At 36.8% G+C, this 24,918-nt stretch carries 21 protein-coding genes and 1 tRNA gene; 13 read left to right on the top strand and 9 right to left on the bottom strand.

The genetic code is table 11. The features are described 5' to 3' along the window. Position 1 precedes the first annotated feature (1 nt). The 5 genes from GM418_RS09980 to GM418_RS09960 all read right to left on the bottom strand — a co-directional run bounded on the left by GM418_RS09980 (position 2) and on the right by GM418_RS09960 (position 6,184). Positions 2–1,174: a glycoside hydrolase family 88/105 protein gene (locus tag GM418_RS09980; protein ID WP_158865630.1), complete on the bottom strand. Its 1,173-nt coding sequence runs from the start codon at positions 1,172–1,174 to the stop codon at positions 2–4. A 79-nt stretch (positions 1,175–1,253) separates the two neighbouring features. Further along, positions 1,254–2,324, bottom strand: coding sequence for a glycoside hydrolase family protein (locus GM418_RS09975; RefSeq protein ID WP_158865628.1), 1,071 nt, complete (start codon positions 2,322–2,324; stop codon positions 1,254–1,256). Positions 2,325–2,547: 223 nt separating this feature from the next. After that, positions 2,548–3,315, bottom strand: coding sequence for a rhamnogalacturonan acetylesterase (locus tag GM418_RS09970; RefSeq protein WP_158865626.1), 768 nt, complete (start codon positions 3,313–3,315; stop codon positions 2,548–2,550). Between the two features lie 8 nt (positions 3,316–3,323). Beyond that, complete coding sequence (locus GM418_RS09965; protein ID WP_158865624.1) at positions 3,324–5,015, bottom strand: glycoside hydrolase family 28 protein; 1,692 nt, start codon at positions 5,013–5,015, stop codon at positions 3,324–3,326. 626 nt (positions 5,016–5,641) lie between these two features. Continuing rightward, positions 5,642–6,184, bottom strand: a complete 543-nt coding sequence (locus tag GM418_RS09960) for a DUF4943 family protein (protein ID WP_158865622.1) — start codon at positions 6,182–6,184, stop codon at positions 5,642–5,644. Between the two features lie 228 nt (positions 6,185–6,412). Here GM418_RS09960 and GM418_RS09955 point away from each other — a divergent pair, with 228 nt between their 5' ends. From GM418_RS09955 to GM418_RS09910, 10 genes are all read left to right on the top strand, one after another. Further along, positions 6,413–6,625, top strand: coding sequence for a helix-turn-helix domain-containing protein (locus tag GM418_RS09955; RefSeq protein WP_158865620.1), 213 nt, complete (start codon positions 6,413–6,415; stop codon positions 6,623–6,625). Positions 6,626–6,628: 3 nt separating this feature from the next. Further along, positions 6,629–6,955: a HipA N-terminal domain-containing protein gene (locus GM418_RS09950; protein WP_158865618.1), complete on the top strand. Its 327-nt coding sequence runs from the start codon at positions 6,629–6,631 to the stop codon at positions 6,953–6,955. Beyond that, positions 6,952–7,959 carry a type II toxin-antitoxin system HipA family toxin gene (locus GM418_RS09945; RefSeq protein ID WP_158865616.1) on the top strand — a complete coding sequence of 336 codons (1,008 nt, stop codon included), beginning with the start codon at positions 6,952–6,954 and terminating at the stop codon, positions 7,957–7,959. Before GM418_RS09950 ends, GM418_RS09945 begins: the two co-directional genes overlap by 4 nt. Positions 7,960–8,820: 861 nt before the next feature. Continuing rightward, a complete protein-coding gene (locus GM418_RS09940) occupies positions 8,821–9,381 on the top strand; it encodes an RNA polymerase sigma-70 factor (protein ID WP_158865615.1) in 561 nt (186 codons plus the stop codon). A 135-nt stretch (positions 9,382–9,516) separates the two neighbouring features. Beyond that, entirely contained in the window at positions 9,517–10,503 is a 987-nt protein-coding gene (locus GM418_RS09935) for a FecR family protein (protein ID WP_158865613.1), read from the top strand. Between the two features lie 81 nt (positions 10,504–10,584). Next, positions 10,585–13,884: a SusC/RagA family TonB-linked outer membrane protein gene (locus tag GM418_RS09930; RefSeq protein ID WP_158865611.1), complete on the top strand. Its 3,300-nt coding sequence runs from the start codon at positions 10,585–10,587 to the stop codon at positions 13,882–13,884. 17 nt (positions 13,885–13,901) lie between these two features. Beyond that, positions 13,902–15,509, top strand: coding sequence for a RagB/SusD family nutrient uptake outer membrane protein (locus GM418_RS09925; RefSeq protein WP_158865609.1), 1,608 nt, complete (start codon positions 13,902–13,904; stop codon positions 15,507–15,509). A 65-nt stretch (positions 15,510–15,574) separates the two neighbouring features. After that, positions 15,575–17,023: a sulfatase family protein gene (locus GM418_RS09920; RefSeq protein WP_158865607.1), complete on the top strand. Its 1,449-nt coding sequence runs from the start codon at positions 15,575–15,577 to the stop codon at positions 17,021–17,023. A gap of 137 nt (positions 17,024–17,160) precedes the next feature. Continuing rightward, positions 17,161–18,063, top strand: a complete 903-nt coding sequence (locus tag GM418_RS09915) for a nucleoside hydrolase (RefSeq protein WP_217447754.1) — start codon at positions 17,161–17,163, stop codon at positions 18,061–18,063. Beyond that, a complete protein-coding gene (locus GM418_RS09910) occupies positions 18,060–19,157 on the top strand; it encodes a nucleoside hydrolase (RefSeq protein WP_158865605.1) in 1,098 nt (365 codons plus the stop codon). Before GM418_RS09915 ends, GM418_RS09910 begins: the two co-directional genes overlap by 4 nt. Here the strand turns inward: GM418_RS09910 and GM418_RS09905 are convergent. Both GM418_RS09905 and GM418_RS09900 read right to left on the bottom strand, forming a co-directional pair. Continuing rightward, complete coding sequence (locus GM418_RS09905; RefSeq protein WP_158865603.1) at positions 19,052–19,450, bottom strand: Arm DNA-binding domain-containing protein; 399 nt, start codon at positions 19,448–19,450, stop codon at positions 19,052–19,054. The two genes, GM418_RS09910 and GM418_RS09905, sit on opposite strands and share 106 nt — an antisense overlap. A 260-nt stretch (positions 19,451–19,710) precedes the next feature. Then, positions 19,711–19,787, bottom strand: a tRNA-Asn gene (locus GM418_RS09900). Positions 19,788–19,898: 111 nt separating this feature from the next. Here GM418_RS09900 and GM418_RS09895 point away from each other — a divergent pair. Next, positions 19,899–20,894: an adenosine kinase gene (locus GM418_RS09895; protein ID WP_158865601.1), complete on the top strand. Its 996-nt coding sequence runs from the start codon at positions 19,899–19,901 to the stop codon at positions 20,892–20,894. Here GM418_RS09895 and GM418_RS09890 read toward each other — a convergent pair. Together GM418_RS09890 and GM418_RS09885 are read right to left on the bottom strand one after the other, a co-directional pair. Then, the gene (locus GM418_RS09890; protein WP_158865599.1) at positions 20,891–21,505 is read right to left on the bottom strand and encodes a deoxynucleoside kinase; all 615 of its coding nucleotides are present in this window, start codon (positions 21,503–21,505) and stop codon (positions 20,891–20,893) included. The genes GM418_RS09895 and GM418_RS09890 overlap by 4 nt on opposite strands. 41 nt (positions 21,506–21,546) lie before the next feature. After that, the gene (locus tag GM418_RS09885; protein WP_158865597.1) at positions 21,547–23,061 is read right to left on the bottom strand and encodes a GH3 auxin-responsive promoter family protein; all 1,515 of its coding nucleotides are present in this window, start codon (positions 23,059–23,061) and stop codon (positions 21,547–21,549) included. A 222-nt stretch (positions 23,062–23,283) separates the two neighbouring features. Here GM418_RS09885 and GM418_RS09880 point away from each other — a divergent pair, with 222 nt between their 5' ends. Both GM418_RS09880 and GM418_RS09875 read left to right on the top strand, forming a co-directional pair. Next, positions 23,284–23,817 (top strand): CvpA family protein, encoded by a 534-nt coding sequence (locus GM418_RS09880; RefSeq protein ID WP_158865595.1) that lies wholly within the window; start codon positions 23,284–23,286, stop codon positions 23,815–23,817. Continuing rightward, a complete protein-coding gene (locus GM418_RS09875) occupies positions 23,795–24,838 on the top strand; it encodes a DUF3667 domain-containing protein (RefSeq protein ID WP_158865593.1) in 1,044 nt (347 codons plus the stop codon). Before GM418_RS09880 ends, GM418_RS09875 begins: the two co-directional genes overlap by 23 nt. The last annotated feature ends 80 nt before the right edge of the window (positions 24,839–24,918 follow it).

Below are 24,918 nucleotides of genomic sequence, written 5' to 3'. Positions count from 1 at the left end.
GTTATTTATTTAATACAATGGCAGCTAAAATTAGCGGTGCCATTCCTTTTTGGTCATTATCAATCCTTTTTTCAGAAATATAGTAGTTGTAATCGCCTGCCCGGTATGGATTTCCGCCTAAACCACACGCTCCGCAAACATTGGTCAAAGCGGGTAATCCGTCGTCTCCGGTAACAACCAGGTTTTTCATCAAACTGTCAAATGCGGAATCGGCAATTTTGAGGTAAGACTTGTCGAGGTAACCTTTTTTTGCCCCTTTGGCAAAAGCGTAAATTATCATGGCACTTCCCGATGTTTCCAGGTAATTTCCTTCTCTTCCTCCCTGATCCAATACCTGGTACCAAAGACCCGTTTCTTCATCCTGAATTTTTAAAAGGGCGCCGCTTAATTTCTGCAAAATTGAGATAACCCCATCTTTTTGCGGATGATTTTCAGGGAGATAATCGAGTACGTCAACCATCGCCATCATGTACCAACCGGTTGCCCGGCTCCAAAAATGTTTTGATTGTCCCGTTTTCGGGTTACTCCATTTTTGTTCACGGCTCTCGTCCCACGCATGATAAACCAGGCCTGTTTCTTTGTCCAGTGTTCGTTGGTACACTTCCTGAATCTGAAATGTCACTTCATCAAAAAAATCAGGCTGCCCATAATCCCGCGCATACCTTGCTACAAACGGCGACGCCATATAAAGTCCATCGAGCCACATTTGATATGGATAGCGCTTCTTATGCCAAAATCCACCGGAATTTGTTCGTGGCTGATTTTTTATTTGCTCCACCAAAGTTTCAATGGCAATTTTGTATTTTTCGCCATCTGTTTTTTCAGCTAGTTCCAGCATGTTTAATCCCGGACGAATTTGGTCGATGTTATAATCTGATACGCGGTATCCCTTTATTTCGCCATTTTCGTCAACAAAATAATCGATATAAGCCTGCATGTAATCCGAATATTTTTGATCATATTTTCCCAGTTTATCGATGGCCCAACCTAAAAAAGCATAATCATAGCCGTACGAGGGTTTGTTATTGTTGTAACAGATTAAACTATCATATCGCGCCATAACCGTATTGGCAAGTTTAATGGCTGTTTTCGGAGCGTCTTTTACATTCTGTCCACTTGCCGTTTGCGCCAGAACAATAAAAACAAACGCCAGGGAAATAATAAAAGCTTTCATAAAAGTTCGTTTTTTGTTGAGAACATTAAAATTAGCAAGATTTTTCTGTTCGTATGATTTTACGTCAATTCGATTTTTACTATTCAATTTTAAAAATGTAACCGCTGGCGGTGTTGTATTTGCCTCCCTGCGAGGTTGTAAAAAGGTATTCGGGTTTTCCGTTTTTCATTAATAACTGCGGCCTTTCCAACCTTCCGTATCTGTTTAAATGTTTTGGTTTTGGAGGTTGTTCAAAATAATGACCGGTTTCGTAATAGGCAATTTCGGGTTTATTCCAGTTTAACCCGTCTTTCGATTTAAAAAGCAAACCATACTCATGATTATAAAATCCCATGTCGCGGGCAATCAATTTAAATAGGTCGTTTTCAAACCAAACATAAGCATCTTCGAGTTGCTGATTATCGCCCAAATATGAAAAATCAATCACCGGATTTCCGTCATATTTTATATACGGCCCTTCAATTTTGTCGGCAATGGCAAGGCCGTATTTTCGATTTCCGCGGATTCCGCCAGTGGCCTCTTCGTATTCTTTGTTGTTCCACGATTTGTAGTACAACCAAAACTGTCCGTTGGGATGTTTTAATAATGCCGGATTTGTTGTGCAATGGTCGTCCCACGCACCGGGTTCACCTGTTTCAAGCAGCGGTGTGTCTTTTCTTTCCCACGGCCCGTTTACATCGTCTGCAATTGCTAATCCAACTCTTTTTGTGTTGGTCCGACCGTTTGAATTACCCATGTAAAACAAATAGTATTTTCCATCGTGAAATTGAATATGCGGATTGTGGCAGGTCGTTGCATCAAAAAATCCGGGCCTGGGTTTCAGGATGGTTTCAACATGCGTAAATACGGATTCCGGAGAGTCTGCAACAGCATGCGCAATTTCACATTTACTAATCCAGCCGCTCATTCCATATTTATCCAGCCAGCGTGAATAAAAAACATGAATTTTGCCGTCTTTGCCATAAACAGGAGTATTACACCAAACGTAGTATCCTTCTTCTTCCAAAATCCTTCCGATGGGTTTTAATTTTTTTACAAATTCAGATTCTTTTTGAGAACCGTTATGAAAATTTGCGATAATTCCGTTTGTAATTAATGGTGCCGACAAAAAACTTGTTGTGGCTGTTTTTATAAAATTGCGTCGTTTCATGTATATATTTAATTTATTAATAATAATCAGTGTACACGAAATTGTCTTTTGTTCTGTCGAACGGGGTTTCATTTTTCGCCTTGATGAGAAAATCGAAACTTAAGGAAGGCATTTCCGAACATCAACAAATTTTTATGCTTCTCCCGCATTCCTGCACCGGCCCGCGCGGAATTTTCGTCCAACGTACTTTTTATATTTGCTTAAATTTAACATTGTATTCCAACTATTCACGTGCTTTTGTTATGTCTTCCTCAAAATATACTCTTTCGGAAATTTTAAGGTTTGCTTTTTTCAACTCTTGTATGGCAAGTTGTGCAACCTTTGTAGCGCCCTCAACTGATAAATGAGTGTCATCTTTTCTTCCTTCCATAAATCGTTCGTTGGGCTTGGTCCAAAGAAACATCTTTTTTGAAGCTTCGTCGCCAAGATTATTCACCCATCTTTCAGTAATTTTCTGAAGATCAATTAAAGGGACATCCAAATCATTGGCCACTTTTCTTGTGGCCACCGGATAATCTCCGTGTGTATCAGTTAATTTTCCATTCTCACCAAATTTTCTCCGGATGATGGAGGTAAAAAGTACCGGCGTTGCACCTTTTTCGCGAGATTCTTTTACAAATTCTGTGAGGTTTTCAGAATAAGTTCCAAACGGAGTTGTGTAACGCGTAGTATCGTAATCTTTTTGGTCATTATGCCCGAATTGGATAAAAACCACATCGCCTTTTTGCAGACTGTCGAGCACTACCTGCCATCTTCCTTCATTGATAAAACTTTTTGAACTTCGTCCGTTAACAGCGTGATTATGTACTGTAACTGTTTCATCAAAAAACTGCCCGATTACCTGGCACCAACCTGTTTCCGGATAAACTTCCGCTTTTTTACTGGCCATGGTTGAATCGCCAATTGAATAAACTGAAATATCTGCTTTTTCAGTTTTGCAGGCATTAACTAAAAGAATAAATAATATGCCTGCTGTAGCTAATCTTTTCATATTCAAAGCTATTTGAAAGTTACCGCATTTTCTTTTACTTCATTTTCGGTTTGGGTGAAGTCTTCAAGGTTTTGGCCTGATTTTGAAACAAGTTTAATGTTATCCGATTTTTTACCGTTCACAACAATGTTGTTTTCAGCATTGAAATCAAAATCGATTCCACTCAAACTAACATTTTTACTGTTGAAAATCTGAAAAGCCTGGTTCGCCTCTGTTTTAAGTTCCACATTTTTGATGGTAACATTATCAGCGTCAACAACCAAAAAACCTTTGTCGGCTTCCAGCAACAAATTTTTTAGTTCCACATTTTCAATGTTCATTTCGGGCAATCCCTGCAATAGTACCGCCTGCATAGCACCTTTTAAAGTAATGTCTGAAATTGAGATGTTTTTGAATTGTGGCGTTTCTTCTGTAACCGGCATCATTTCCTCTGAACTCTCCAGGCCTCCTGCTTCCATCATTTCTGAAACCGATTTCCCTCCGTAATATAAATTAAAAGAAATGGCAAAAGTTGGAATGCTGGTCATTCGCACGTCCGAAATAAAAATGTTTTCAACAACACCTCCTCTTCCGCGGGTACTTTTAAAACGCAACCCCACGTCGGTTCCCATAAATGTACAGTTTGAAACATGCATGTTTTTTACTCCGCCCGACATTTCACTGCCTACCGTAACTCCGCCGTGCCCATGATAAACAACATTATTTTTTATCACCAGATTTTCACATGGAATGCCGCGGTCTCTGCCTTCTTTGTTTTTACCCGATTTTATACAAATGGCATCGTCACCAACATCAAAATTGCAGTTTTCAACCACAACATTTTTGCACGACTCAATGTCAATCCCATCGCCATTTTGCGAATACCAGGGATTTCGTACCGTTACATTTTTTACGATTAAATCTTCAACCATTAAGGGGTGTAAACACCACGCGGGTGAATTCTGAAAAACCGGTCCATCCAGCATTACCCGTTTGCTGTTTTGAATGCTCACCATAACCGGGCGTAAATAATCGCGAATTTGCTCAAAATCTTCTTTTGTTTTTAAATCGTCACGGACATTCTGGTCGCCGCTTCCCAGCATTCCTTTTCTGAATTGTTCCGAAGGATACCAACCGTCTCCTCTTTTGTTTACAATTCCGCCGGAAGCAACCAGCTTTTCCCACTGACTTTCGGTGAGGTTACTTTTTTTAACGTAGCGCCAGGCATCGCCCGAACCATCCCAAACGCCTGATCCTGTAAACGAGATATTCTCCAGATTCTTTCCATAAATTGGCGACATGCAACGAAATGTATTCAGTCCTTCAAAATTGGTTTCAATTACCGGGTACAAATCTTTATTGGTTGAAAAAATGATTAAAGCACCCGCTTCCGCATGGAGTTCAAGATTGCTTTTCAAAATAATCGGACCGGTGAGCCAAATCCCGGCAGGAATGATAACTTTCCCGCCGCCCTTTTCGCTCACGGCAGCTATCGCTTTTTCAAACGCTTCTGAATTTAAAAACTGTCCGCCACTTTTGGCGCCAAAATCAACAATGGTTACTTCATTTTCAGGAATTATGGGCTTGTTGATTTCCGGCATTTCAAATTCAATTCCTGTAAACTTTATTGTATTGGTGACTGGTTTTTCAGGTTGATTTACCTGGCAACTGTTTGATAAAATAGAAATAGCGATTAATGCTACGAACGCTGATTTTCTCATGGTAAAACTATTTTTAAAATCATTTGAATTGCTTTTTTGATAACCCTAAATTGATGATATCATTAATTTTAATCAATAAGAACTGATTTTCTTTGTTTTGAATGTGGTGTTTTTAAGTTTAAATTAAATCAATAACTAAACAAAATCAAAGAACTTCAAAAAAAGACAGGCCATGAAATTATCATTTTTATCACTACTGTCCTATTAAATTTTCTGTAAGTAAAACGGGCCTAAAAGTGGCATTTTGGGGTCTTTTTATGGCATTCACCAAAAAATAAAAAACCGTGCAAGTATCTGACTTACATGGTTTTATTGTTTGACAACTTTTGTCTTTTTGTACTGGTTCCCCAGGGGGTCACCGAACCTGTCGATTTTTAAAAAACTGGCAGCGTTGGCCTGGTTAGGAAGTTCGGTTTGCAGTTTACCGTTTTCATCAAAACCTTTAACAGTTTTTTATTTACTCTCTTTTTTTTCTTTGACCAGTAATACATCCTGTTCATTGATTTCTTGTTCCATGATACATTTCTTTTATTGATTTAAAAGCTAATGTATCAGTGTTTTTATTGAATCAGCGGCAGGTGGCAGCGTTTGGCGTTGATAGGATGGGTGTGGCGTTATAGTTAGATTTAAAACCAGGTATATGGTGTCTCTGCTAATGGGCGAGGGGCTTCTAAAACATTTTCATTATAAAGATTCCACCAATTTTCATAATAATCTCTGACAAGTAATACTTCTTTGGCTGTTATTCCTTTTCCTGTTTCTTCTTCATTTATATTAACCAGAAATGGGTCTAAGGACGGGAAATGACCATCTATTGCATATTGGGCACACCATAACAAATATTCTCCTAAAAATACCTTCCCTGGCCTGTTTATTGGCCACATCAAGCGAGAAGATATTGGATTGATTGGAACACAGCTTAAATCGGGAATAAAAGAAGTGTCAGCTGCATAATCAATTAGTTGTGATACCTGTTTTAAGTTGAAAGCAGGCATTATTGCACCTACTTTTTCACCATTTTCATTTCGTTCAAATTGATTATATGTGCCATTTTTTAATTGTTCAACAAACAACCTCACATCTGGATTTTCAATATCCAACTCACTTTTTTTACATGAGAATAAAACAAATGACAGGATAAATACAGATAAAATTCTGATAGTTTTCATAGTAATTGATTTAAAATATATGATGTTATTTCCAAATATTTGGTTGCGCCCGAAAATCTCATACTACAATATTAGAAATAACCTGATATATAAAAATCACAGTATAATATGATTCAGGAACACTAAATCAACAGCAATTTTGATTTTTTACAAAATATCACAGCATAGTATGATTTTACTTGTTTTTATCTGCCAAAGCAATTAATTTTATCTCAAAATCACATTATAATGACAGTCTCAGAAATAGGAGTGCAGATAAAGGAAAGAAGAAAGATACTTCGGATTACTCAGCCCGACCTTGCTGAAATGGCAGAAATCAGCATAAATACATTGTATAAAGTTGAACGGGGACAGGCGAATCCAACGGTTGAGATATTGAATAAAATTGCGGATATCCTGGGGATGGAATTAAAACTGGAAGTAAAACAACCAAAACTGTAGCCGATGCGAAAAGCGAATGTATATAGAAATGGAGAGCTGGTTGGGGTACTTACCCAATTTTCAACCAGCAATTATGAATTCCGATATGATGACAACTGGTTTGCCAACGGAGAGCTTCCGCCGATTAGCCTTACCATGCCCAAAAGTCAACAAGTTTATAAATCAGAATATTTGTTCTCGTTCTTCTTTAATATGCTTTCTGAAGGCGTGAACAGGCAGTTACAAACCCGCCATTTAAAGATTGATGAAAAAGACTATTTTGGTTTGTTACTGGCCACAGCTAAAACGGATACCATTGGAGCAATAACCATTTTAGAAATCAAAGAATGAGCTTACCAGAAATAAAATACTGTCCGGGGACATTAGCGGAAGGATTTGACACTTACTGTACAGCTTGTTTAAGACGGGTCTTTGAAGGAAGAAAAGTGAGCCACATTTTGCCGTATGCTCCTCCGCAAAGCAATGAGGAGGATGCTGAAAAATTTATAGAAAACCGGAAACGGATTTCAATATCCGGCGTACAGGAGAAGTTATCGCTTCTGCTTGACAAAAATAAATTACGCCTGACCGAAGAAGGAGAACAGGGAACTTACATATTAAAGCCTATCCCCAGGGATGTAAAAAGTGTTGACCAGGTTCCGGCAAACGAACATCTGACCATGCAGATTGCCCGGCAGGTATATGGTTTACAAACCGCCGAAAATGCACTGACTTTTTTCAGCAACGGAGAACCTGCATACATCACCAAACGGTTCGATGTAAAAGGAAATGGCTCAAAATGGGGAAAGGAAGACTTTGCGACACTCGCCGGAAAAACAGAAGAAAATGCAGGACACAACTTCAAATACGATTATAGCTATGAAGCTATGGGTGAATTACTAAAGAAATATGCTCCCGCCTGGAGGGTGGAAATCGAAAAATTGTATTCGTTGATTGTTTTCAATTTCCTGCTTTCAAACGGGGATGCACACCTGAAAAACTTTTCACTGATTGAAACACCAAACGGAGATTATGTGCTAAGTCCGGCCTATGACTTGTTTAATACAAGAATCCACGTAGATGATTCAGATTTTGCATTGGATGAAGGATTATTCAGCGATGGCTTTAAATCGGAGGAGATGAAAAAAAGCAGTCATCCCGGACTGCACGATTTTCAGGAGCTGGCAAGAAGATTCGAAATAAACGAGAAACGGAGGGATAAAATCCTTGCTTCTTACCTGCAAAGACAACCGATGGTTGAAGAGTTAACACATCGTTCTTTTTTAAACGACAAGACAAAACGCGCCTATTTATTGCTTTATCAGACAAAAAGGAATTACCTGAGTAAAGAATGACATTGAATCGTGATGCTTTCAGTTTAGGTTTCACTCTTAATTCTAGCCAGTTTATCCACAATAATCTGAGCCACTTCGTCCTTTATTCGTTGATAGTTGTATTCAATCTTCTCTTGTAAATGGTCAAAAAGCGACAATCCAGAGACTTATGAAGACTTTCGAAAAATGGTTACAGGAAACTTTAAAATTTCTTCTGTAACTAAATTGTAACCAAAACGGGCCTAAAAGTGGCATTTTTGGGTCTTTTTATGGCATTCAGGGAAAAATAAAAAACCGTGCAAGTATCTGACTTACACGGTTTTTCATCATTTGACAGTTTCTGTCTTTTTGTACTGGCTCCCCAGGTAGCCGAAATATTTTAATATTGCATTATGCTGAAAATCAAAATTTTATACCAATCATTTGTTCTCAAAATGTTATTTTATACCATTTCTTATTTGAACTCTTTTGATTCATTTTGATTTTCAAAAGTAAATAATTTCCTGCAAAAAGAGTATTTTTTTGGATTAATTTCAGGCAGTGAACCGGGATTATTCAAATTGCAGCCAAAATAGTAATAGTACATGTTTTGTTAAATCAATTAATAACTAAAATATTCATGCATGAGCTAAAGACAACGATGCAATGTTTTCTCAACTGTTTGCAATACCGTTTACATTATTCATTTTAAAATTTAAATTAGAACGTTGAGAGGTATATTTGGTACCTGAATATGTTGTTTTAATCAGTAAATTATTGAAACCGGGAGAGTTTTAACTACTCATTAATGATTCATTTTTCAAATTAATTTGAGCGTTAAACAAAAAAAATAGACAAATTTGTATGTTAAAATGCGTCAATTATATTGTCGCAATGTTACCAATGAAACTGATTAAAAACACAAAAACCAGTGAAGAACAAACCTTTGAATTAATATTCAGAAGGTACTATGTCAGGTTATGTGGTTTTGCAAATAAGTTTATTGGCGATACTGCTGAATCGGAAGAAATAGTGCAGGAGGCTTTCCTCAATGTATGGAAGAAAAGAGAAAAATTAAACCTAGATGACGATATCCGTCCTTATCTCTTTAAGTCAGTACAAAATCTTTGTTATAATTTTTTAGAACATCAAAAGGTGGAGGATAAGTATTATAAGGTTATTTATGACGTATATAAAAATCAAAAGAAAGACTATCAGACTTTTGAATCGGTAATGTATTCCGAACTTCAAGCAAAAGTTGATGAAGTGATAGAATCCTTGCCGCAGAGATGTAGAGAGATATTCTGTCTGAGTCGTTGGGACGGTTTAAAATATGGTGAAATAGCGGAGAAACTTCAAATATCTGTAAAAACAGTTGAGACACAAATGAGCCGTGCCTTGGTAATATTACGAAAAGAATTAAGCGACTATCTTGTTTTTATGATTATTACCCTCCTACTGTAATAGCTATAGGTACGTGTTAATCGGGATTCAATAAAGAATACTTTGGCATCCTTATAAGCCAATTCAAAAAAAGTAAATCCGTTTGTAAGGGTAAATTCAAACTTACCTGTGTTAGCATTTAATAAGAAGGAACAGATGGCTAAATTTAATGAGGATACGCTACTTTATCGTTTTTTTGAAAAAGAGACATCGGAAGAAGAAAACGAAGAAATTATTAATTGGGTTTCTGCTTCTGAGGAAAACCGTAAAGAATTCCGTAAAATTCATAAGGTATTCCTTTCAAGTAATCTAAAACAATTCTATTCTGAAATCGATATTGATGATGCGTGGAGTAAGCTGTATAGTAATTTACAAAAGTATAAAGGCAAATCAAGAATAATAAGTTCTAACCTGATATTAAAGGTTGCAGCCTCTGTTATTATACTTATAGCATTTGGTTTTGGAAGTATCTGGACAAATGAACACATTTTTAACGGGAATAAACCAATTATTGTTCACTTTGAAGCGCCGGCAGGAGAAAAGTCAAAGATACAACTTGCTGATGGCAGCAATGTTTGGCTGAATTCGGAAACAGTTTTGACTTATAATGTAACCAATCCCAGAAATGTTGCTGTAGAAGGTGAAGCATTTTTTGATATTAAAAAAGATGCTGGTAAACCATTTTGGGTTGAGACACCTTCCGGGATGAAGGTTAAAGTAACAGGAACCCGATTTAATCTCAGATGTTATGCCGATGATCTCATTGTGGAAACAACCCTTGAAGAAGGAAAAGTGAGCATATTGGGAGAAAATTCTAACCGGTTGGCTGTATTAACTCCGGGACAACAAGCCAGGTACACATATAAAGGCGAAGTTCACGTGGAAAATGTTTCACCTGAATTATACTCCCTATGGAAAAATAATGAAATCGTTTTTTCTGAAATTTCATTCAGAGATTTGGTGCCACAAATCGAGCGATGGTTTGGAGTTTCAATCGAATTAGATCCGAAAATCAACGACGAAGACAGGTTTACAATGACCATTAAAACTGAAAGCTTACGTGAAATGCTTAATATGATGAAATTAACTTCAAATTTTAATTATGAAATAAATGGTTCCAGAGTGAAAATAATTTCAAAATAAAGAAGGAAAGTGTCCGACCACTTTCCTTCATAATCACCTCAAGGTGATAATATTAATTTTATTAATTAACACTGTAAAAGTATGAAAAAAAAACTAAGCCTTTACACTTGCAGGCGAAATCCCTGCATGAAAAAAGTTTTAAGGATTATGAAAGTAATGACTTTTTTTCTGTTTGCGATGTTTTTTCAGGTTTCTGCCGCTGTTTTTTCTCAGAACAGCGGGCTTATTAACCTGAAAGCGGAGAATGAACCTTTGAAAGAGATACTGAAATTGATTGAGGATCAAAGTAGCAATAGGTTCTTGTATAATAGCAAAAACATTAATGTAGAACAGAAAACGAGTGTAGATTGCCAAGCGAAAAGCATTGAAGAAGTTTTAGATGTGCTTTTTAAAGGTACTGATATTAAGTACCGTTCTTTTGAAAAAACGTATGTCCTGTTTTCGGAAGGAAGAGAAAGACTTATTTCATCGAGGGATTTATTTACCTCTTCTCAACAACAAAAAACAGTTTCAGGGAAGGTGACTGACTCCTCTGTCATTCCTCTTCCCGGTGTAACAGTAGTAATAAAAGGAACAACTCAGGGAACCATAACAAATGCTGAAGGGGAATATTCGTTGACAGATGTCCCTGAAAACGCTACACTGCAGTTTTCGTTTGTTGGGATGAAAACACAGGAAATTCCAGTTGATGGCAAAATAAGCATAAATGTAACTATGGCTGAAGAGGCTATTGGCATTGAAGAAGTCGTTGCGATTGGGTATGGTACTATAAATGTTGAAAATGTGACCAGTTCAGTATCTTCCATTAGAGAAGACGAATTTGTAGGAGGAGCAATTAATGATGCAGCTCAATTATTTAAAGGTAAAGTACCCGGTGTTATAATAAATACAACAAGTGGTAATCCTTTAAATACATCAGAAATAAGTTTGAGAGGAAAAATTACTTTAATGGGAACTTCAGATCCTTTAATTCTTATTGACGGTATTCCTGGTGGATTAAGAGATGTTTCACCTGACCAAATTGAATCCATAAGTGTTTTAAAGGATGCATCAGCAGCTGCAATATATGGTACTAGGGGTAGTAATGGTGTAATTAATATTACGACAAAAAGTGGAATTTATAATGCTACATCTGTTAATATAAAAAGTTATATAACAACTCAGGAAATTACTAATAAAGTTGATGTAATGAACGCATCCCAATATAGAGAACTAATTGGTGAAACTGTTGCCTGGGATGTTGGATATGAAACCGACTGGCTAAAAGAAATAACACAAACACCAATTTCGCAATCCCATGACGTAAGTTTAAGGGGAGGATGGGAAAAAGCAAACTATTTGTTGAGTTTTCGTTTCAATGAAGAAAATGGATTAATAAAAAGATCCAACATAAATATCATTCAACCTCGTATTGAAGTGAATCAGAAATTATTTAATGACAAATTAAAAATCAAAGGTATTTTAAATGGTAATTTACAACAATACTATCCATTATTATATCAGGAAAATGCTTATGCACATTCTTTTGTTTTTAATCCAACAGCACCTGTTAAAAAGGAAGACGGGGAGTTTTATGAGAATTTTGCGGTACAGCAGGACATGTATCAAAATCCGGTTGCCTTATTAGAAGAAGCCGAAGGTGAGGTTAAAAGTAACAGATTAAAAATCCAGGGTTCTGCTTCATATAATCCAATTAAGAATCTATTCATCGAATTAGTGGGCTCAAGGACTAGCAACCAAAATATTGGGGGAACTTATTTAAAAGAAGATCATCCTATTTCATTAATAAATGGGAAAAGTGGAATTGCTTCTCGCAGCACATCAAATCTTCAAGAAGATGTGACGGAAATTTCTACCGAATACTCTAAGAAATTTCTAAACAAACATGATTTTAAATTTTTAGGAGGATTCAGTTGGAATAGAACACTATTTGAACAATTTCAAATGAATAATTATAATTTTTCAACCGATAAATTATTGTACAATTCTATAGGAAATGGTTCTGCTCTTACCGAAGGGAACGCTACCATGTCTTCTTATAAAAGGGAAAGTAAATTGATTGGTTTTTTTGCCAGAATAAATTATAACTATAAAAATAAATATCTGTTAATGGCTAGTATACGTCATGAAGGTTCATCGAAATTTGGGAAAGATAATAAATGGGGAAATTTTCCAAGTATGTCGCTTGGTTGGAATATATATAATGAACCATTTCTTAATAGCGTTTCCTTTTTTAGTCAACTTAAACTCCGGGCTGGTTATGGTGTAACAGGGAATATACCTACAGATTCATATTTGTCACTTTCAACTTATGGCTTTGGAAATAAAGCATTGGTAAATGGAGAATGGATATCTGTTATAATGCCAACAAGTAATCCAAATCCGGGATTAAAATGGGAAACTAAGGAAGAGCTTAATATCGGATTGGATTTTGGTTTTTTTAGTGACCGACTCTCAGGAACAATAGATATATATAAACAAAGTACTAATAATATGCTATGGGATTATACAGTTCCAAATCCGCCATACCTGTATGATTCAACTATCGCCAATGCAGTAAAAATGGAAAATTTAGGTCTTGAACTGCAGTTAAATATGGTATTATTTAATTCAGGAGGTTTTAATTGGAGCTCATCTATAAGTTATTCAACCAACCGCAATGAAGTTAAATCCCTATCAAGTGAAAATTTTCAAATAGCTGCCGGTTATTTTTATGCAGGGAACGTTAAATCTCCTGTTATTTTGCCTTCACATAAGGTAGAAATAGGTGAACCGATAGGTAATTTCTTTGGATATAAGGCAATAGATATTGATGAAGATGGCTATTGGATTATTGAAGGATCTGACGGGAATCCTAAGTCAGTTATTGATGAACAACCCGAGGATCGACAAATTTTGGGGAATGGAATTCCAAAACATAATCTAAGTTGGAATAATTCTTTGGGCTACAGAAATTTAAGTTTAGATGTACAAATGTATGGGGCATTTGATTTTCAAATCCTTAATAATAGAAGAATTTTTTTAGAACCTCCCGTTGCATTGGCGAGGGGAAATGTGCTAACGCAAGCATTTGACAACATTTTTGGGAAAAGACCTTTAAATGCTGAGCAAAGCATGGAATATAACAGTTATTATATTGAAAACGGCGATTACTGGAAAATTAGCAATGTAACTCTCAACTATAATTTTAATATAAATAATGCTAAGATATTTCTAAAGCGGGGAAATTTATTTGTTTCGGTGAACAATGTTTATACAATTACTGGGTATAAAGGAATTGATCCAGAAGTAAGTATTAAAGGTCTTGATCCAGGCACTGATCCTTATAACAGATATCCAGCTACACGAACTTACACTTTAGGTCTTTCACTAGAATTTTAATTTTTAATTTAAGAATTATGAAAGCTTCAATTAAATTAATATATGCTTTGTTGGTTACAATGGTATTAAATCAAGGATGTGATATTTCTCTAGACGAGAATGTTTATTCTGCGGTAACAGAAGAAAATCTGGATTATAAAAGTATGGATATTACAGAAATGAGTATGGCAGTTTATTTACCGTTTCGATGGAGATTAATTTGTCATCCCAATAGTAGCTATATGATGCTTCAGTGGTCGGCTGATGATATTGCGGTTCCAGCTAATTTAGCTGGAGGATGGTATGATGGAGGAGTGTTTAGAAGGATTGATTTGCACTCTTGGGGAACAGAACAAAATCAAATAATAGAAGTTTGGTCTGCATTATATAAAGGTGTTATACTTGCAAATGACCTGATTGAAAAGATAGAACAAGACCTTTTTGCATCATCAAATACTGATGAAATATTGGCTGAAATGAGAGTTGCAAGGGCTTTTTATTATTGGCTTCTTTTGGATACATATGGTGATGTGCCGCTCCTAAAAACAACAGGTAAAGAACTACCTGAAAAAACAGATCGGTCAGAGATATATCAGTTTATTGTAACAGAGATCATAGAATCACTTCCATTTCTTAATGAAAATAATGATTCAAGTACTTACGGACGATTCAACAAATGGGCTGCCAAAGCGTTACTTGCAAATGTTTATCTAAATGCTGAAACATATACAGGAAATGCAGAATGGACAAAAGTAATTGAACAAACAAACGATATAATTGCTTCAAATATGTACAGTTTGGACGACAATTTCAAGGATATTTTTAACGTAAACTCAGATTCTCCAGAAATAATTTTTGCTGTTCCATTTGATGAAACAAATGCTACTGGTTTTAAATGGCAGCAATTTTATTTTTCAACGATAAATGAGGTGTTTAAGACAAGTGTAGGAGGATGGGGAACTGGTGGTCCCAGAGGAATACCACAATTCGTAAATACATTTGATGAGAAAGATAAGAGGTTAAGTGATTCTTTCATGTGGGGGCCAATGTATACTCCAGATGGTGAACCTGTAATGGGGGCTTTTGATTATGCAGGGAAACATCTGGTTATTAAAAAAGAAATGGAAAATGGTTTATACGTTTCCATTGCTGAAGGTTATCGAATGTATAAATTTAAAATAGAAGAAAGTGCTTTGGCTGATGCAAATAATGATTTCCCATTTTTCCGTTATGCGCAGGTACTGATGATGAAGGCAGAAGCACTGTTAAGAACAAATAATACGGATGAAGCCGCAGAATTGGTTACAATGGTAAGACAACGTTCATTTGATGAGCCTAATGATGCAGTTGTTACTGGAAATGACCTTATGCAAAATTCTGTCTACAATTATGGTTATGTAGAAAACTATGAAATTGTTGATCCTGGAAATCAGGATCCAGTCGAATATGGAAGAATGTTTGATGAACTTGGTTGGGAATTTGTATGGGAAGGATTTCGAAGAAGAGATATGATTCGATTTGGAATTTTTACGGAGAAGAGTTGGCTTTCTCATCAGCCTCAAGGTGATTACAGAACCGTATTCCCAATACCTAAAGAGGCAATTGATGCAAATCCCAAACTGGAACAAAATCCAGATTATTTATAATATTCAAATACAATATCCTAAATAAATCTCCATGTTTTGAACATGGAGATTTCATAATCATAATTATGAAAAAAATAACTATAATTCTCTTTACATTTTTATTTAGCTTAGTTTTTACTAAAGAATCTAATGCAATTAGGCAAGAGCACAAACCTAATATATTAATCATAGTTGGAGATGATTGTACATATAATGACTTACCTCTTTATGGCGGGAAAAATGTGAAGACACCAAGTTTAGACAAACTTGCCAGTGAAGGGATGACCTTTAATAAAGCGTTTTTGTCGATGTCGATGTGTGCCCCCTGCAGGGCAGAACTCTACACTGGATTATATCCAGTTCAAAACGGAGTATGCTGGAATTATGTTCCAGCTCGTACCGGAACAAAAAGTATTGTCCATTACTTAAAAGATTTTGGTTATAGAGTAGGCATTGCCGGGAAGATACATGCGGAACCTCAATCGGTTTTTCCGTTTGAAAAAGTTGAAGGGCTTGAACGTGACTGTGTTGCGAAAATAGCAGATTTTGATGAAACAGGAATGAGAAACTTTATTAATAAAAGTGAAGATCCTTTTTGTTTAATCGTTGGTTTGGTAGTGCCTCATATACCCTGGACTGTAGGTACCCCCTCTCATTTTACTCCGAAAAACTTGGACCTTCCGCCAAATTTCCCAGATGTAAAAGGTGTTCCAGATGGCCGTCTTACAACAAAAACAAAAAGTATGCGAGAGGATTTTATTAATTATCTCGCTGAAATTGAAGTAATGGATAAGCAAGTAGGTAAAACGTTAGATTTGTTTGAAGATTTGGGAAAATCTTCGAATACTATTGTAATCTTTACATCTGAGCAAGGTTCTCAATTTCCCGGGAACAAATACACAAACTGGAACACAGGTGTACACACAGGGTTTATTGTACGTTGGCCAGGAAATGTTGAGCCTGGAGTTCGTACTAATGCTTTAATACAATATGCTGATGTATTACCCACGTTAATTGATGTTGTAGGTGGTAATTCTCAGGAATATATATTTAGCGGTTCTAGTTTTCTCCCTGTCTTATTGGGTGAATCAAATCATCACAGAAAATATGCATATTTCATGCATAATAACATACCGGAAGGAACATCTTACCCGATACGCTCCATAACTGACGGAAAATACCATTATATAAATAATCTTACTCCGGAAAGAATTTTTACAGAGAGACATATAATGAGTGGTCAAGGGCCTGTAAGTACCTATTGGGCTTCCTGGATGTGGGATGCATATAAAAAAGAGCAAACTTATTGGTTAATTTCCCGATATATGAAAAGGCCTGAAGAAGAGCTATACATAATAGATCAAGATCAATACGAATTGAATAATCTCATAAATTACAAAGAATACAAAAAAGTTAGAAAAAGTCTCTCAACTGAGTTAGCTCGCTGGATGAATCAGGAGAGGGATCCAGGGAAATCTATAGATAAACTTAGTGAGGTAGAAGCTGCTTTCAAAGGGAACCATTTTGAGAGATAAAAAACTGTTCAATACGTGAATTAGAAATTATTTTTTATAAAATCAAATGAGGAAATATTTTTTATTAAACTCTTTTATAGTACTAAAATTGATTGCAAGTTGTCAGAATTTTCCAAAGTTGGAAGAAGCCTTTCCGTTTGCAACAATTAACTCCACCTAACGGGAAAGTAAGAATGATTTTGGATACCGATACTTACAACGAGGTGGATGACCAATTTGCGTTGGCGTATGCCTATTTATCAAAAGAAAAGATAGATCTTCAGGCTGTTTATGCAGCTCCATTTCACAATGGCCGCTCTAACGGGCCGGGAGATGGAATGGAAAAGAGCTACCAGGAAATACTTCGTTTGTTAAAGCTTATGGGGAAATCGCCTGAAGGTTTTGCTTTTCGTGGCTCAGACAACTATTTGCAGGATGTAAATCAACCAATGAGGAGCGATGCCGCACTTGATTTGGTAAAAAAGGCAATGGCGAGTTCTCCCGACGATCCTTTATACGTGGTACCGGTTGGTTGTATAACAAATATTGCGTCGGCTATATTGATAGAACCCAAAATTATTAAAAACATTGTAGTTGTGTGGCTGGGGGGAAACGGATTGAACTGGCCGCATCAAAAAGAATTCAATCTGAAACAGGATGTATTGGCTGCACAGGTGGTTTTAAACTCAGGAGTACCATTTGTAATTATGCCATGCCGGCCTGTGGTTTCGCATTTTCATACAACAATTCCTGAATTGAAATATTACCTTGAAGGGAAGAACGAACTATCGGATTATTTGTACAACATTGTAGTTGAATACAGTCACGGGAAAGAAGCATGGTCAAAAGTGATCTGGGATGTGACGGCTGTAGCATGGCTGGTTAATTCATCATGGATTTCAACCAACCTGGTACATAGTCCCGTTTTAACTGACCAGGTAACATACAGCGTTGATCACGGGAGGCATTTTATCCGTATGGCGAATGAATTAAACCGCGATGCTATTTTCAGGGATCTGTTCACAAAAATAGCATCAAAAGATCTGATTCAAAAAAGATGAGCTACACAAAAACCAGTGCAAGTTTTATCCTCTCTTTTTTTATTGCTGCTATTTTAATTCAGGGATGTAATTCAAAAGAAAAGAGCTTAAAACAGGCGGAAAATAAATTTCAGAAACCACACATAATTTTTGATACTGATATTGGTGGTGATTATGATGATGTTGGCGCCCTGGCAATGATACATGCCCTGGCCGATAATGATGAAATAGAAATACTGGCAACCATAGCTTCAAATGTAAGTCCGTTAGTTGTTCCAAGTATCGATGTCATAAATACTTATTTTGGGCGTCCAAATCTTCCGGTCGGGGCTCCAAAAACTGAAGGTGTAGCACAGGATTGCGGAGAGCTGCATTGGTCCGATTCTTTGTCGGCAAATTACCCGCACCGGTATCAAAAAACTTCTGATGCCCCTGATGCCGTTGGTGTTTACCGTAAAATACTGGCCGAACAGCCTGACACAAGTGTAACAGTAGTGACCGTCGGTTTTTTAACCAACCTGAAAAATTTGTTGTTGTCTGGCCCCGACTCGTTTTCACCCTTAAACGGAAAAGACTTGGTGGCGAAGAAAGTAAAATTGTGGGTGGCAATGGCCGGCAAATTTCCGGAAGGAAAGGAATACAATGTAATGAAAGATTCAGCTTCATCGGTATATGTAATTGAAAACTGGCCGGGGAAAGTAGTGTTTAGCGGATTTGAAATAGGTGTTGAGGTTCTTACAGGATTAAGACTCATTAAAGATGGAGCACCGGAAAGTCCTGTAAGGAAAGTGTATGCCATTAGTATTCCCAAAAGAGAATACGACAAAAATGGAAGAAGAAGTTGGGATCAGACAGCCGTTTTGGTAGCAGCGCGTGGAATTAACCCTTATTTTGATGTGCAAAAAGGAAAGTTTATCGCACATGCCGATGGTAGCAACAGTTGGGTGGATGATCCAAATGGAAGACATGAGTATTTGTTGCAAAAAATGCCATCCGACTCTCTTGCTTATCAAATTGAAACGCTGATGATGCATACGATCCGAAGTTTTAACTCTTCGTTGTGTTCCCGGAAAACAACCAGCAACATTTGTACTTTAGACTTTACCCCGAGATAGGCATCCTTTATTTTGTCAACCGTAAAATAGATACCCTGTTGTTTTAATTCCTTGTAGTGTAGGTTCAACTCCATCCTAATTTCACGGAGTTTTTCGTTGATTAAAACGGCTGTTGTTGAATCACCTTTTACTATGTTTAATTTTGAATCCCAAAGGGCCGGATCAACCTTCAAATGCGAGCTAAACTGGGCCTTCTGACCGTCCAGCATCAACCTGATCATTACGCTTATTTCTCCGTTTACGTCAACGTAGTTTTTGCGTGCATAGAAGAAAATCTTAAATCTGTAACTCATAATGCTAAATTTTAGGTGTTTAAACTAATTTTAATGAGCTACTTGAGCGAAGTCAAAATGCGACAATCCAGAGACTTATGAAGACTTTCGAAATGGTTACAGGAAACTTTAAAATTTCTTCTGTAACCAAATTGTAACCAAAACGGGCCTAAAAGTGGCATTTTTGGGTCTTTTTATGGCATTCACCAAAAAATAAAAAACCGTGCAAGTATCTGACTTACACGGTTTTTCACCATTTGACAGTTTTTGTCTTTTTGTACTGGCTCCCCAGGTAGGACTTGAACCTACGACCTACGGATTAACAGTCCGCCGCTCTAACCAACTGAGCTACTAGGGAATTTATTTCAACTTTTAAAAAACTCTTTTGTTTTTCTTAAAGCGATGCAAAAATAATAGCTTTTCCGAAAAGAAAAAATATTTTTACAAAAAATTCTGAAAAACGAAATTTATGATTAAATCAAACAACACGCCGGCAGTGCTTGGTATTGGGAATGCATTAATGGATATTATTACACAAGTTGAGGACGATTCTTTACTACAGACTTTTGGATTACCGCGAGGTAGTATGACTTTGGTGGATGCCGAACTCTCCCAGAATATTTTTAACGCTACATTAAATAATAAAAAAGAAGTTACAAACGGTGGGTCCGCTGCCAACACAATGCGCTGTCTTGCGTCATTGGGCGGAAATGGAGGATACATTGGGAAAACAGGTGATGATGAGCTGGGGAAAATCTTTAAAGATGAGTTTACCAAAAAAGGAATAAAAACCCACATGGCTTTGAGCGAAAAAGATACAGGAAGAGTGATGGGACTTATCAGTAAAGATTCTGAAAGAACTATGGCTACTTATTTGGGAGCTGCTGCTGAATTATTGCCGTCTGACTTGGATTCTTCCTTGTTAAAAGGGTATCGCTATTTTTATATGGAAGGTTATCTTGTACAAAATCATGATTTGATAAAAACGGGATTTGAAATGGCTAAAGCGCAAGGTTTGACTACTGCAATTGATTTAGCGAGTTATAATGTTGTTGAAGCCAATCTGGATTTTCTAAAAGAACTGATTACTGACAAGGTTGATATTGTTTTTGCAAACGAAGAAGAAGCACTTGCTTTAACCGGAAAATCACCGGAGGAAGCATTGGAAGAAATTGCAGAAATATGCGACCTGGCGGTTGTAAAAGTAGGCAAGGAAGGCTCATTTGTAAAAAAGGGGAATGAAAAGATTAAAATTCATGGTATTCCGGCAAAAGCAATTGATACAACCGGTGCCGGAGACAGTTACGCCGCCGGATTTTTATACGGATTAACCCAGGGATTTCCGCTGGAGAAATGCGGAAATATTGCTTCGATGGTTGCCGGTAAAGTTGTTGAGGTTTGGGGACCAAACCTTCCTGACGCAACCTGGGATGAAATCAACAAAAAAATTCGGGAAATGAATTAAAAAAGCCCGTGGATTTGAGCGTCGATTTTGTCGATTATAAAACTTAAATCTTCCGGATTTACAGTAAAATCGAGATCATCGACGTTCACTACCAAAAGCTTCGCCATAGTGTAGCTTTTTATCCAGGTTTCATAACGCTCGTTTAGCTGTTTCAGATAGTCGAGGCGGATTGAATTTTCGTATTCGCGTCCGCGTTTTTGAATTTGGTTAACGAGTGTCGGGATTGATGCCCGAAGATAAATGAGCAAATCGGGTGGCTGAATCAGACTCACCATCAAATCAAATAATGTTTTGTAATTCGTAAAGTCGCGGGTACTCATTAAACCCATGCTGTGCAGGTTGGGCGCGAAAATTTCCGCATCTTCATAAATCGTTCTGTCCTGGATAATGGTTTTTCCTGATTTCCGTATATCAATAATTTGTTTAAAACGTGAATTCAGGAAATAAATCTGAAGGTTGAACGACCAGCGTTGCATGTCGTTATAAAAATCATTCAGATATGGATTTTCGTCTACATCTTCGTAATGAGGTGTCCATTTGTAATGTTTGGCCAGTAACTCACTCAATGTTGTTTTTCCGGCTCCGATATTTCCAGCTACAGCAATATGCATATGATTAAAAGTTTTGATTTCTAAAGTACAAAATTCTGGTTTTATTTCTGAATTAATTTTAAAAGTCCATCCAGATATCTCCTGTCGTTTGAGAGCCGGGGTATTTTGTTTTGTCCCCCAACTTTCCCCCGGTTTTTCATCCACCGATAAAAAGTTCCCGGTGGGGCCACATTTAAATGGAGCCTTTCCAGTGTCATGTTTTTATGGCGTTTGGCTTCGTAATCGGAATTTAGGGTTTGTAAGGAGTTATCTAAAACGTTAATAAAATGTTCCAGTTCATCAGGTTCTTTTTCAAATTCAATAATCCATTGGTGGGCTCCTTTTTGGTTATCATCCATAAATACCGGACCAGCAGTATATTCGTTGACAATAGCACCGGTATGATTACAGGCTATTTTTAACGCATTCTCCGCATTGTCTATTATAACCTCCTCGCCAAAAGCATTAATAAAATGTTTGGTGCGCCCTGTAATTTTAAATTTAAAGGGGTATTTACAGGTAAATTTTACAGTGTCGCCAATAATGTACCTCCAAAGCCCGGCATTGGTCGAAATTACCATCGCATAATTTTCATTTAGCTCAACTTCTTCCAGTGGCAGTACACGTGGATTTTCCTTTCCCCAGTCTTTCATTGGAATAAATTCATAAAATACACCATAATCGAGCATGAGCAGCATGTCGTCGCGATGCGGATTATCCTGGATTCCAAAAAAACCTTCCGATGCATTGTAGGTTTCCATATAATGCATGTTTTCAGAAGGAATCAGCTTTTTATATTGTTCCCGGTAGGGTTCAAAATTAACTCCTCCATGGGAAAATACTTCCAGGTTGGGCCAAACTTCGAGGATATTGTTTTTACCTGTTTTTTCCAAAACACGTTTCATTAACACCAGATACCACGACGGAACTCCGGCGAACGATGTTACATTCTGGTCGAGAGTAGTTTCAATTATTTTTTCAATTTTTTCTTCAAACTCTTCAATTAATGCGATTTCTGCCGGAGGAATCCGGATAAAGTCAGTCCAAAAAGGAACATTTTCGATTAAAATAGCTGAAAGATCGCCGTAATAAGAGTTGTTGCTTAAATTATTTATACGATGGCTTCCACCCAAAATAAGTGTTTTTCCAAATAAAACTTTTGTTTCCGGGTAGTTTCTGATATAGAGTGCAAAAACATCGCGCGGACCTAACAAGTGACAGTCCTCCAGTGCATCTTTTGTTACGGGAATAAATTTGCTTTTGTCGCTGGTTGTCCCCGATGATTTGGCAAACCATTTCACCTCTCCGGGCCAAAGTAAATCCTTCTCACCTTCGCGTAACCTGTTAATATATGGTTTTACGTCGTTATATGTCTGGAGGGGAACTGCCTGTTGAAATTCCTTAATAGAAGAAATCTCGGAAAATGAATGATTTTTGCCCCACTCGGTGCGTTTGGCGCTGTTTAGCAGACTAAAAAGAGATTCATTTTGAATCTCGATGGGATGTTCCCGGTATAATTGGATCTGGTATATCCTTTTGATATTAAACCAGGAGATTACAGAATTGAGTAAAGGCATTTGTCTGTTTTCAATTTTCAAATTCAAGTGTAAATATATATTATTATTCACTGTCAGGGAAAAAATATTTTGGATAGTAAATCGTTCATATTCTGAAGTGTTTTGGGATTTATGCTCTGATTCTCAGTGAAGTGTTTGGGTCGTTTGGAGTATTCTCCGGAGTTTTATTTTTTTTTAATTGCACCGAATTCATATTTTTACAACCATTAATTAATAACCAAAATGAACTATATCGATATTATATTAGGATTATTGCTTCTATTTTCTGCAATTGGTGGTTTCCGAAAAGGTTTAATTGCAGAGTTGGCTTCGCTTGCTGCATTAATTCTGGGAATTTGGGGAGCCATTGAATTCTCCGATATAACATCAGAGTTTTTGATTGATAATTTTAACCTGCAAACCGAACATCTGAACATTATATCGTTTGTAGTAACATTTGTGGTAATTGTAATTTTAGTTCACATAGTCGGGAATGTAGTAAATAAACTGGTTGACACAGTAATGCTTGGATTTGTTAACCGCCTCGCAGGACTCGTTTTTGGGATTTTGAAGTCGGCTCTGATTTTAAGCATTATTCTTGTCGTTTTCGATAAAGTTGACGACGATATTGAAATCCTTTCCAGGGAAGCAAAAGCAGAGTCACGACTATACGAGCCAATACGAAGTTTCGCTCCTTCAATATTCCCTTTTCTAAATATTTGGGATGACCGGGAGAATTCTGAAAAATATGATAATGAAAAAGTGGCCAGATTATAGAAAGTGGTTTAAAAAAAAGGGGCAGGAAGCGATTTATCAAGATGTTACCTGTAAAAATTGCGGAAATGAATTTAGTGGACACTATTGTCCCGATTGTGGTCAGGCAGTTAAAGAATTTGACCGACCTTTTTCGTTTGTGTTTTTTAACTTTGTAGGCGATTTTTTTTCGTTTGACACGCGTTTTTTTAAAACTTTTTACAGGCTGTTGTTTTTTCCGGGAAGGCTTACTGCTGATTTTTTTGAAGGCAAACGAGTGAGGTATGCGCCGCCTTTTCGTATTTTTATTTTTGTAAGTTTTATTCTGTTTTTTGTTCTTCAGATATACTCGAATCGCGGTTTAACAAAAATTCTCGATTCATCACTAAACAATAAAGATGGTGTTGGATTGGATTCAGTATCAATGCTTGTTGCCGACTCTTTGATTGCTGAATTAAATGAAACTCCGGGAATTGATTCGACCAAGGCAAATAATATAATTTCAGGTATAAACAGTGGACTTTCCGGGCACTCTGAAAGTAGCCGGCAGTTGCTGGAAAAACTCGCAGTTTATTTTGAGAATAAATTAGGTGAAGAAACCGGCCTGAAAAAACAGGCGCGGTACAGGGAGTATATTCGAATGTGCAGATCGCCTGAAGATGCCTGGGCTAAAGTCCTGAAATATATGTCGTGGGCATTTTTCTTTTTGTTGCCTGTTTTTGCTCTTATTTTAAAGTTGTTTTACATCCGTCGTAATCAAAATTATATCCGGCATCTCATATTTTCTATTCATTTACACTCTTTTCTTTTTATCGACTTCTTTTTAATTATTCTGTTGAATATGTTGTTTAGTAATTTTCCAGGAAAAATAACCTTTCTGTTTTTTTTGGCTTTTCCGGTTTATTTTATTGTGGCTTTAAAAAAATTCTATGGTCAGAATTTGGGTAAGGTGCTGGTTAAATTTCTTGGAATTTCGATGATATACAATACCGTATTCTGGATTGTGGTAGGAATTGTTTTTATGAATGCTTTAAGTCTGGTGTGATTTTGCGAAGAACTTCCGTTTTTCTGTACAAACCATCAGAATAACAGCCAGCATTTTATATCTTTGCGCAAATTTTTAAA

It is taken from the genome of Maribellus comscasis (assembly GCF_009762775.1).
GTDB classification, from domain to species: Bacteria; Bacteroidota; Bacteroidia; order Bacteroidales; family Prolixibacteraceae; genus Draconibacterium; species Draconibacterium comscasis.
Note: the sequence above shows the minus strand (reverse complement) of the source record. Positions and strands in the feature narration are given on the sequence as shown.

What these genes read in the sequence shown, in the direction of transcription:
- GM418_RS09980 (WP_158865630.1), bottom strand. Translation starts at nt 1,174, where the DNA reads ATGAAAGCTTTTATTATTTCCCTGGCGTTTGTTTTTATTGTTCTGGCG.
- GM418_RS09975 (WP_158865628.1), bottom strand. Translation starts at nt 2,324, where the DNA reads ATGAAACGACGCAATTTTATAAAAACAGCCACAACAAGTTTTTTGTCG.
- GM418_RS09970 (WP_158865626.1), bottom strand. Translation starts at nt 3,315, where the DNA reads ATGAAAAGATTAGCTACAGCAGGCATATTATTTATTCTTTTAGTTAAT.
- GM418_RS09965 (WP_158865624.1), bottom strand. Translation starts at nt 5,015, where the DNA reads ATGAGAAAATCAGCGTTCGTAGCATTAATCGCTATTTCTATTTTATCA.
- GM418_RS09960 (WP_158865622.1), bottom strand. Translation starts at nt 6,184, where the DNA reads ATGAAAACTATCAGAATTTTATCTGTATTTATCCTGTCATTTGTTTTA.
- GM418_RS09955 (WP_158865620.1), top strand. Translation starts at nt 6,413, where the DNA reads ATGACAGTCTCAGAAATAGGAGTGCAGATAAAGGAAAGAAGAAAGATA.
- GM418_RS09950 (WP_158865618.1), top strand. Translation starts at nt 6,629, where the DNA reads ATGCGAAAAGCGAATGTATATAGAAATGGAGAGCTGGTTGGGGTACTT.
- GM418_RS09945 (WP_158865616.1), top strand. Translation starts at nt 6,952, where the DNA reads ATGAGCTTACCAGAAATAAAATACTGTCCGGGGACATTAGCGGAAGGA.
- GM418_RS09940 (WP_158865615.1), top strand. Translation starts at nt 8,821, where the DNA reads ATGAAACTGATTAAAAACACAAAAACCAGTGAAGAACAAACCTTTGAA.
- GM418_RS09935 (WP_158865613.1), top strand. Translation starts at nt 9,517, where the DNA reads ATGGCTAAATTTAATGAGGATACGCTACTTTATCGTTTTTTTGAAAAA.
- GM418_RS09930 (WP_158865611.1), top strand. Translation starts at nt 10,585, where the DNA reads ATGAAAAAAAAACTAAGCCTTTACACTTGCAGGCGAAATCCCTGCATG.
- GM418_RS09925 (WP_158865609.1), top strand. Translation starts at nt 13,902, where the DNA reads ATGAAAGCTTCAATTAAATTAATATATGCTTTGTTGGTTACAATGGTA.
- GM418_RS09920 (WP_158865607.1), top strand. Translation starts at nt 15,575, where the DNA reads ATGAAAAAAATAACTATAATTCTCTTTACATTTTTATTTAGCTTAGTT.
- GM418_RS09910 (WP_158865605.1), top strand. Translation starts at nt 18,060, where the DNA reads ATGAGCTACACAAAAACCAGTGCAAGTTTTATCCTCTCTTTTTTTATT.
- GM418_RS09905 (WP_158865603.1), bottom strand. Translation starts at nt 19,450, where the DNA reads ATGAGTTACAGATTTAAGATTTTCTTCTATGCACGCAAAAACTACGTT.
- GM418_RS09895 (WP_158865601.1), top strand. Translation starts at nt 19,899, where the DNA reads ATGATTAAATCAAACAACACGCCGGCAGTGCTTGGTATTGGGAATGCA.
- GM418_RS09890 (WP_158865599.1), bottom strand. Translation starts at nt 21,505, where the DNA reads ATGCATATTGCTGTAGCTGGAAATATCGGAGCCGGAAAAACAACATTG.
- GM418_RS09885 (WP_158865597.1), bottom strand. Translation starts at nt 23,061, where the DNA reads ATGCCTTTACTCAATTCTGTAATCTCCTGGTTTAATATCAAAAGGATA.
- GM418_RS09880 (WP_158865595.1), top strand. Translation starts at nt 23,284, where the DNA reads ATGAACTATATCGATATTATATTAGGATTATTGCTTCTATTTTCTGCA.
- GM418_RS09875 (WP_158865593.1), top strand. Translation starts at nt 23,795, where the DNA reads ATGAAAAAGTGGCCAGATTATAGAAAGTGGTTTAAAAAAAAGGGGCAG.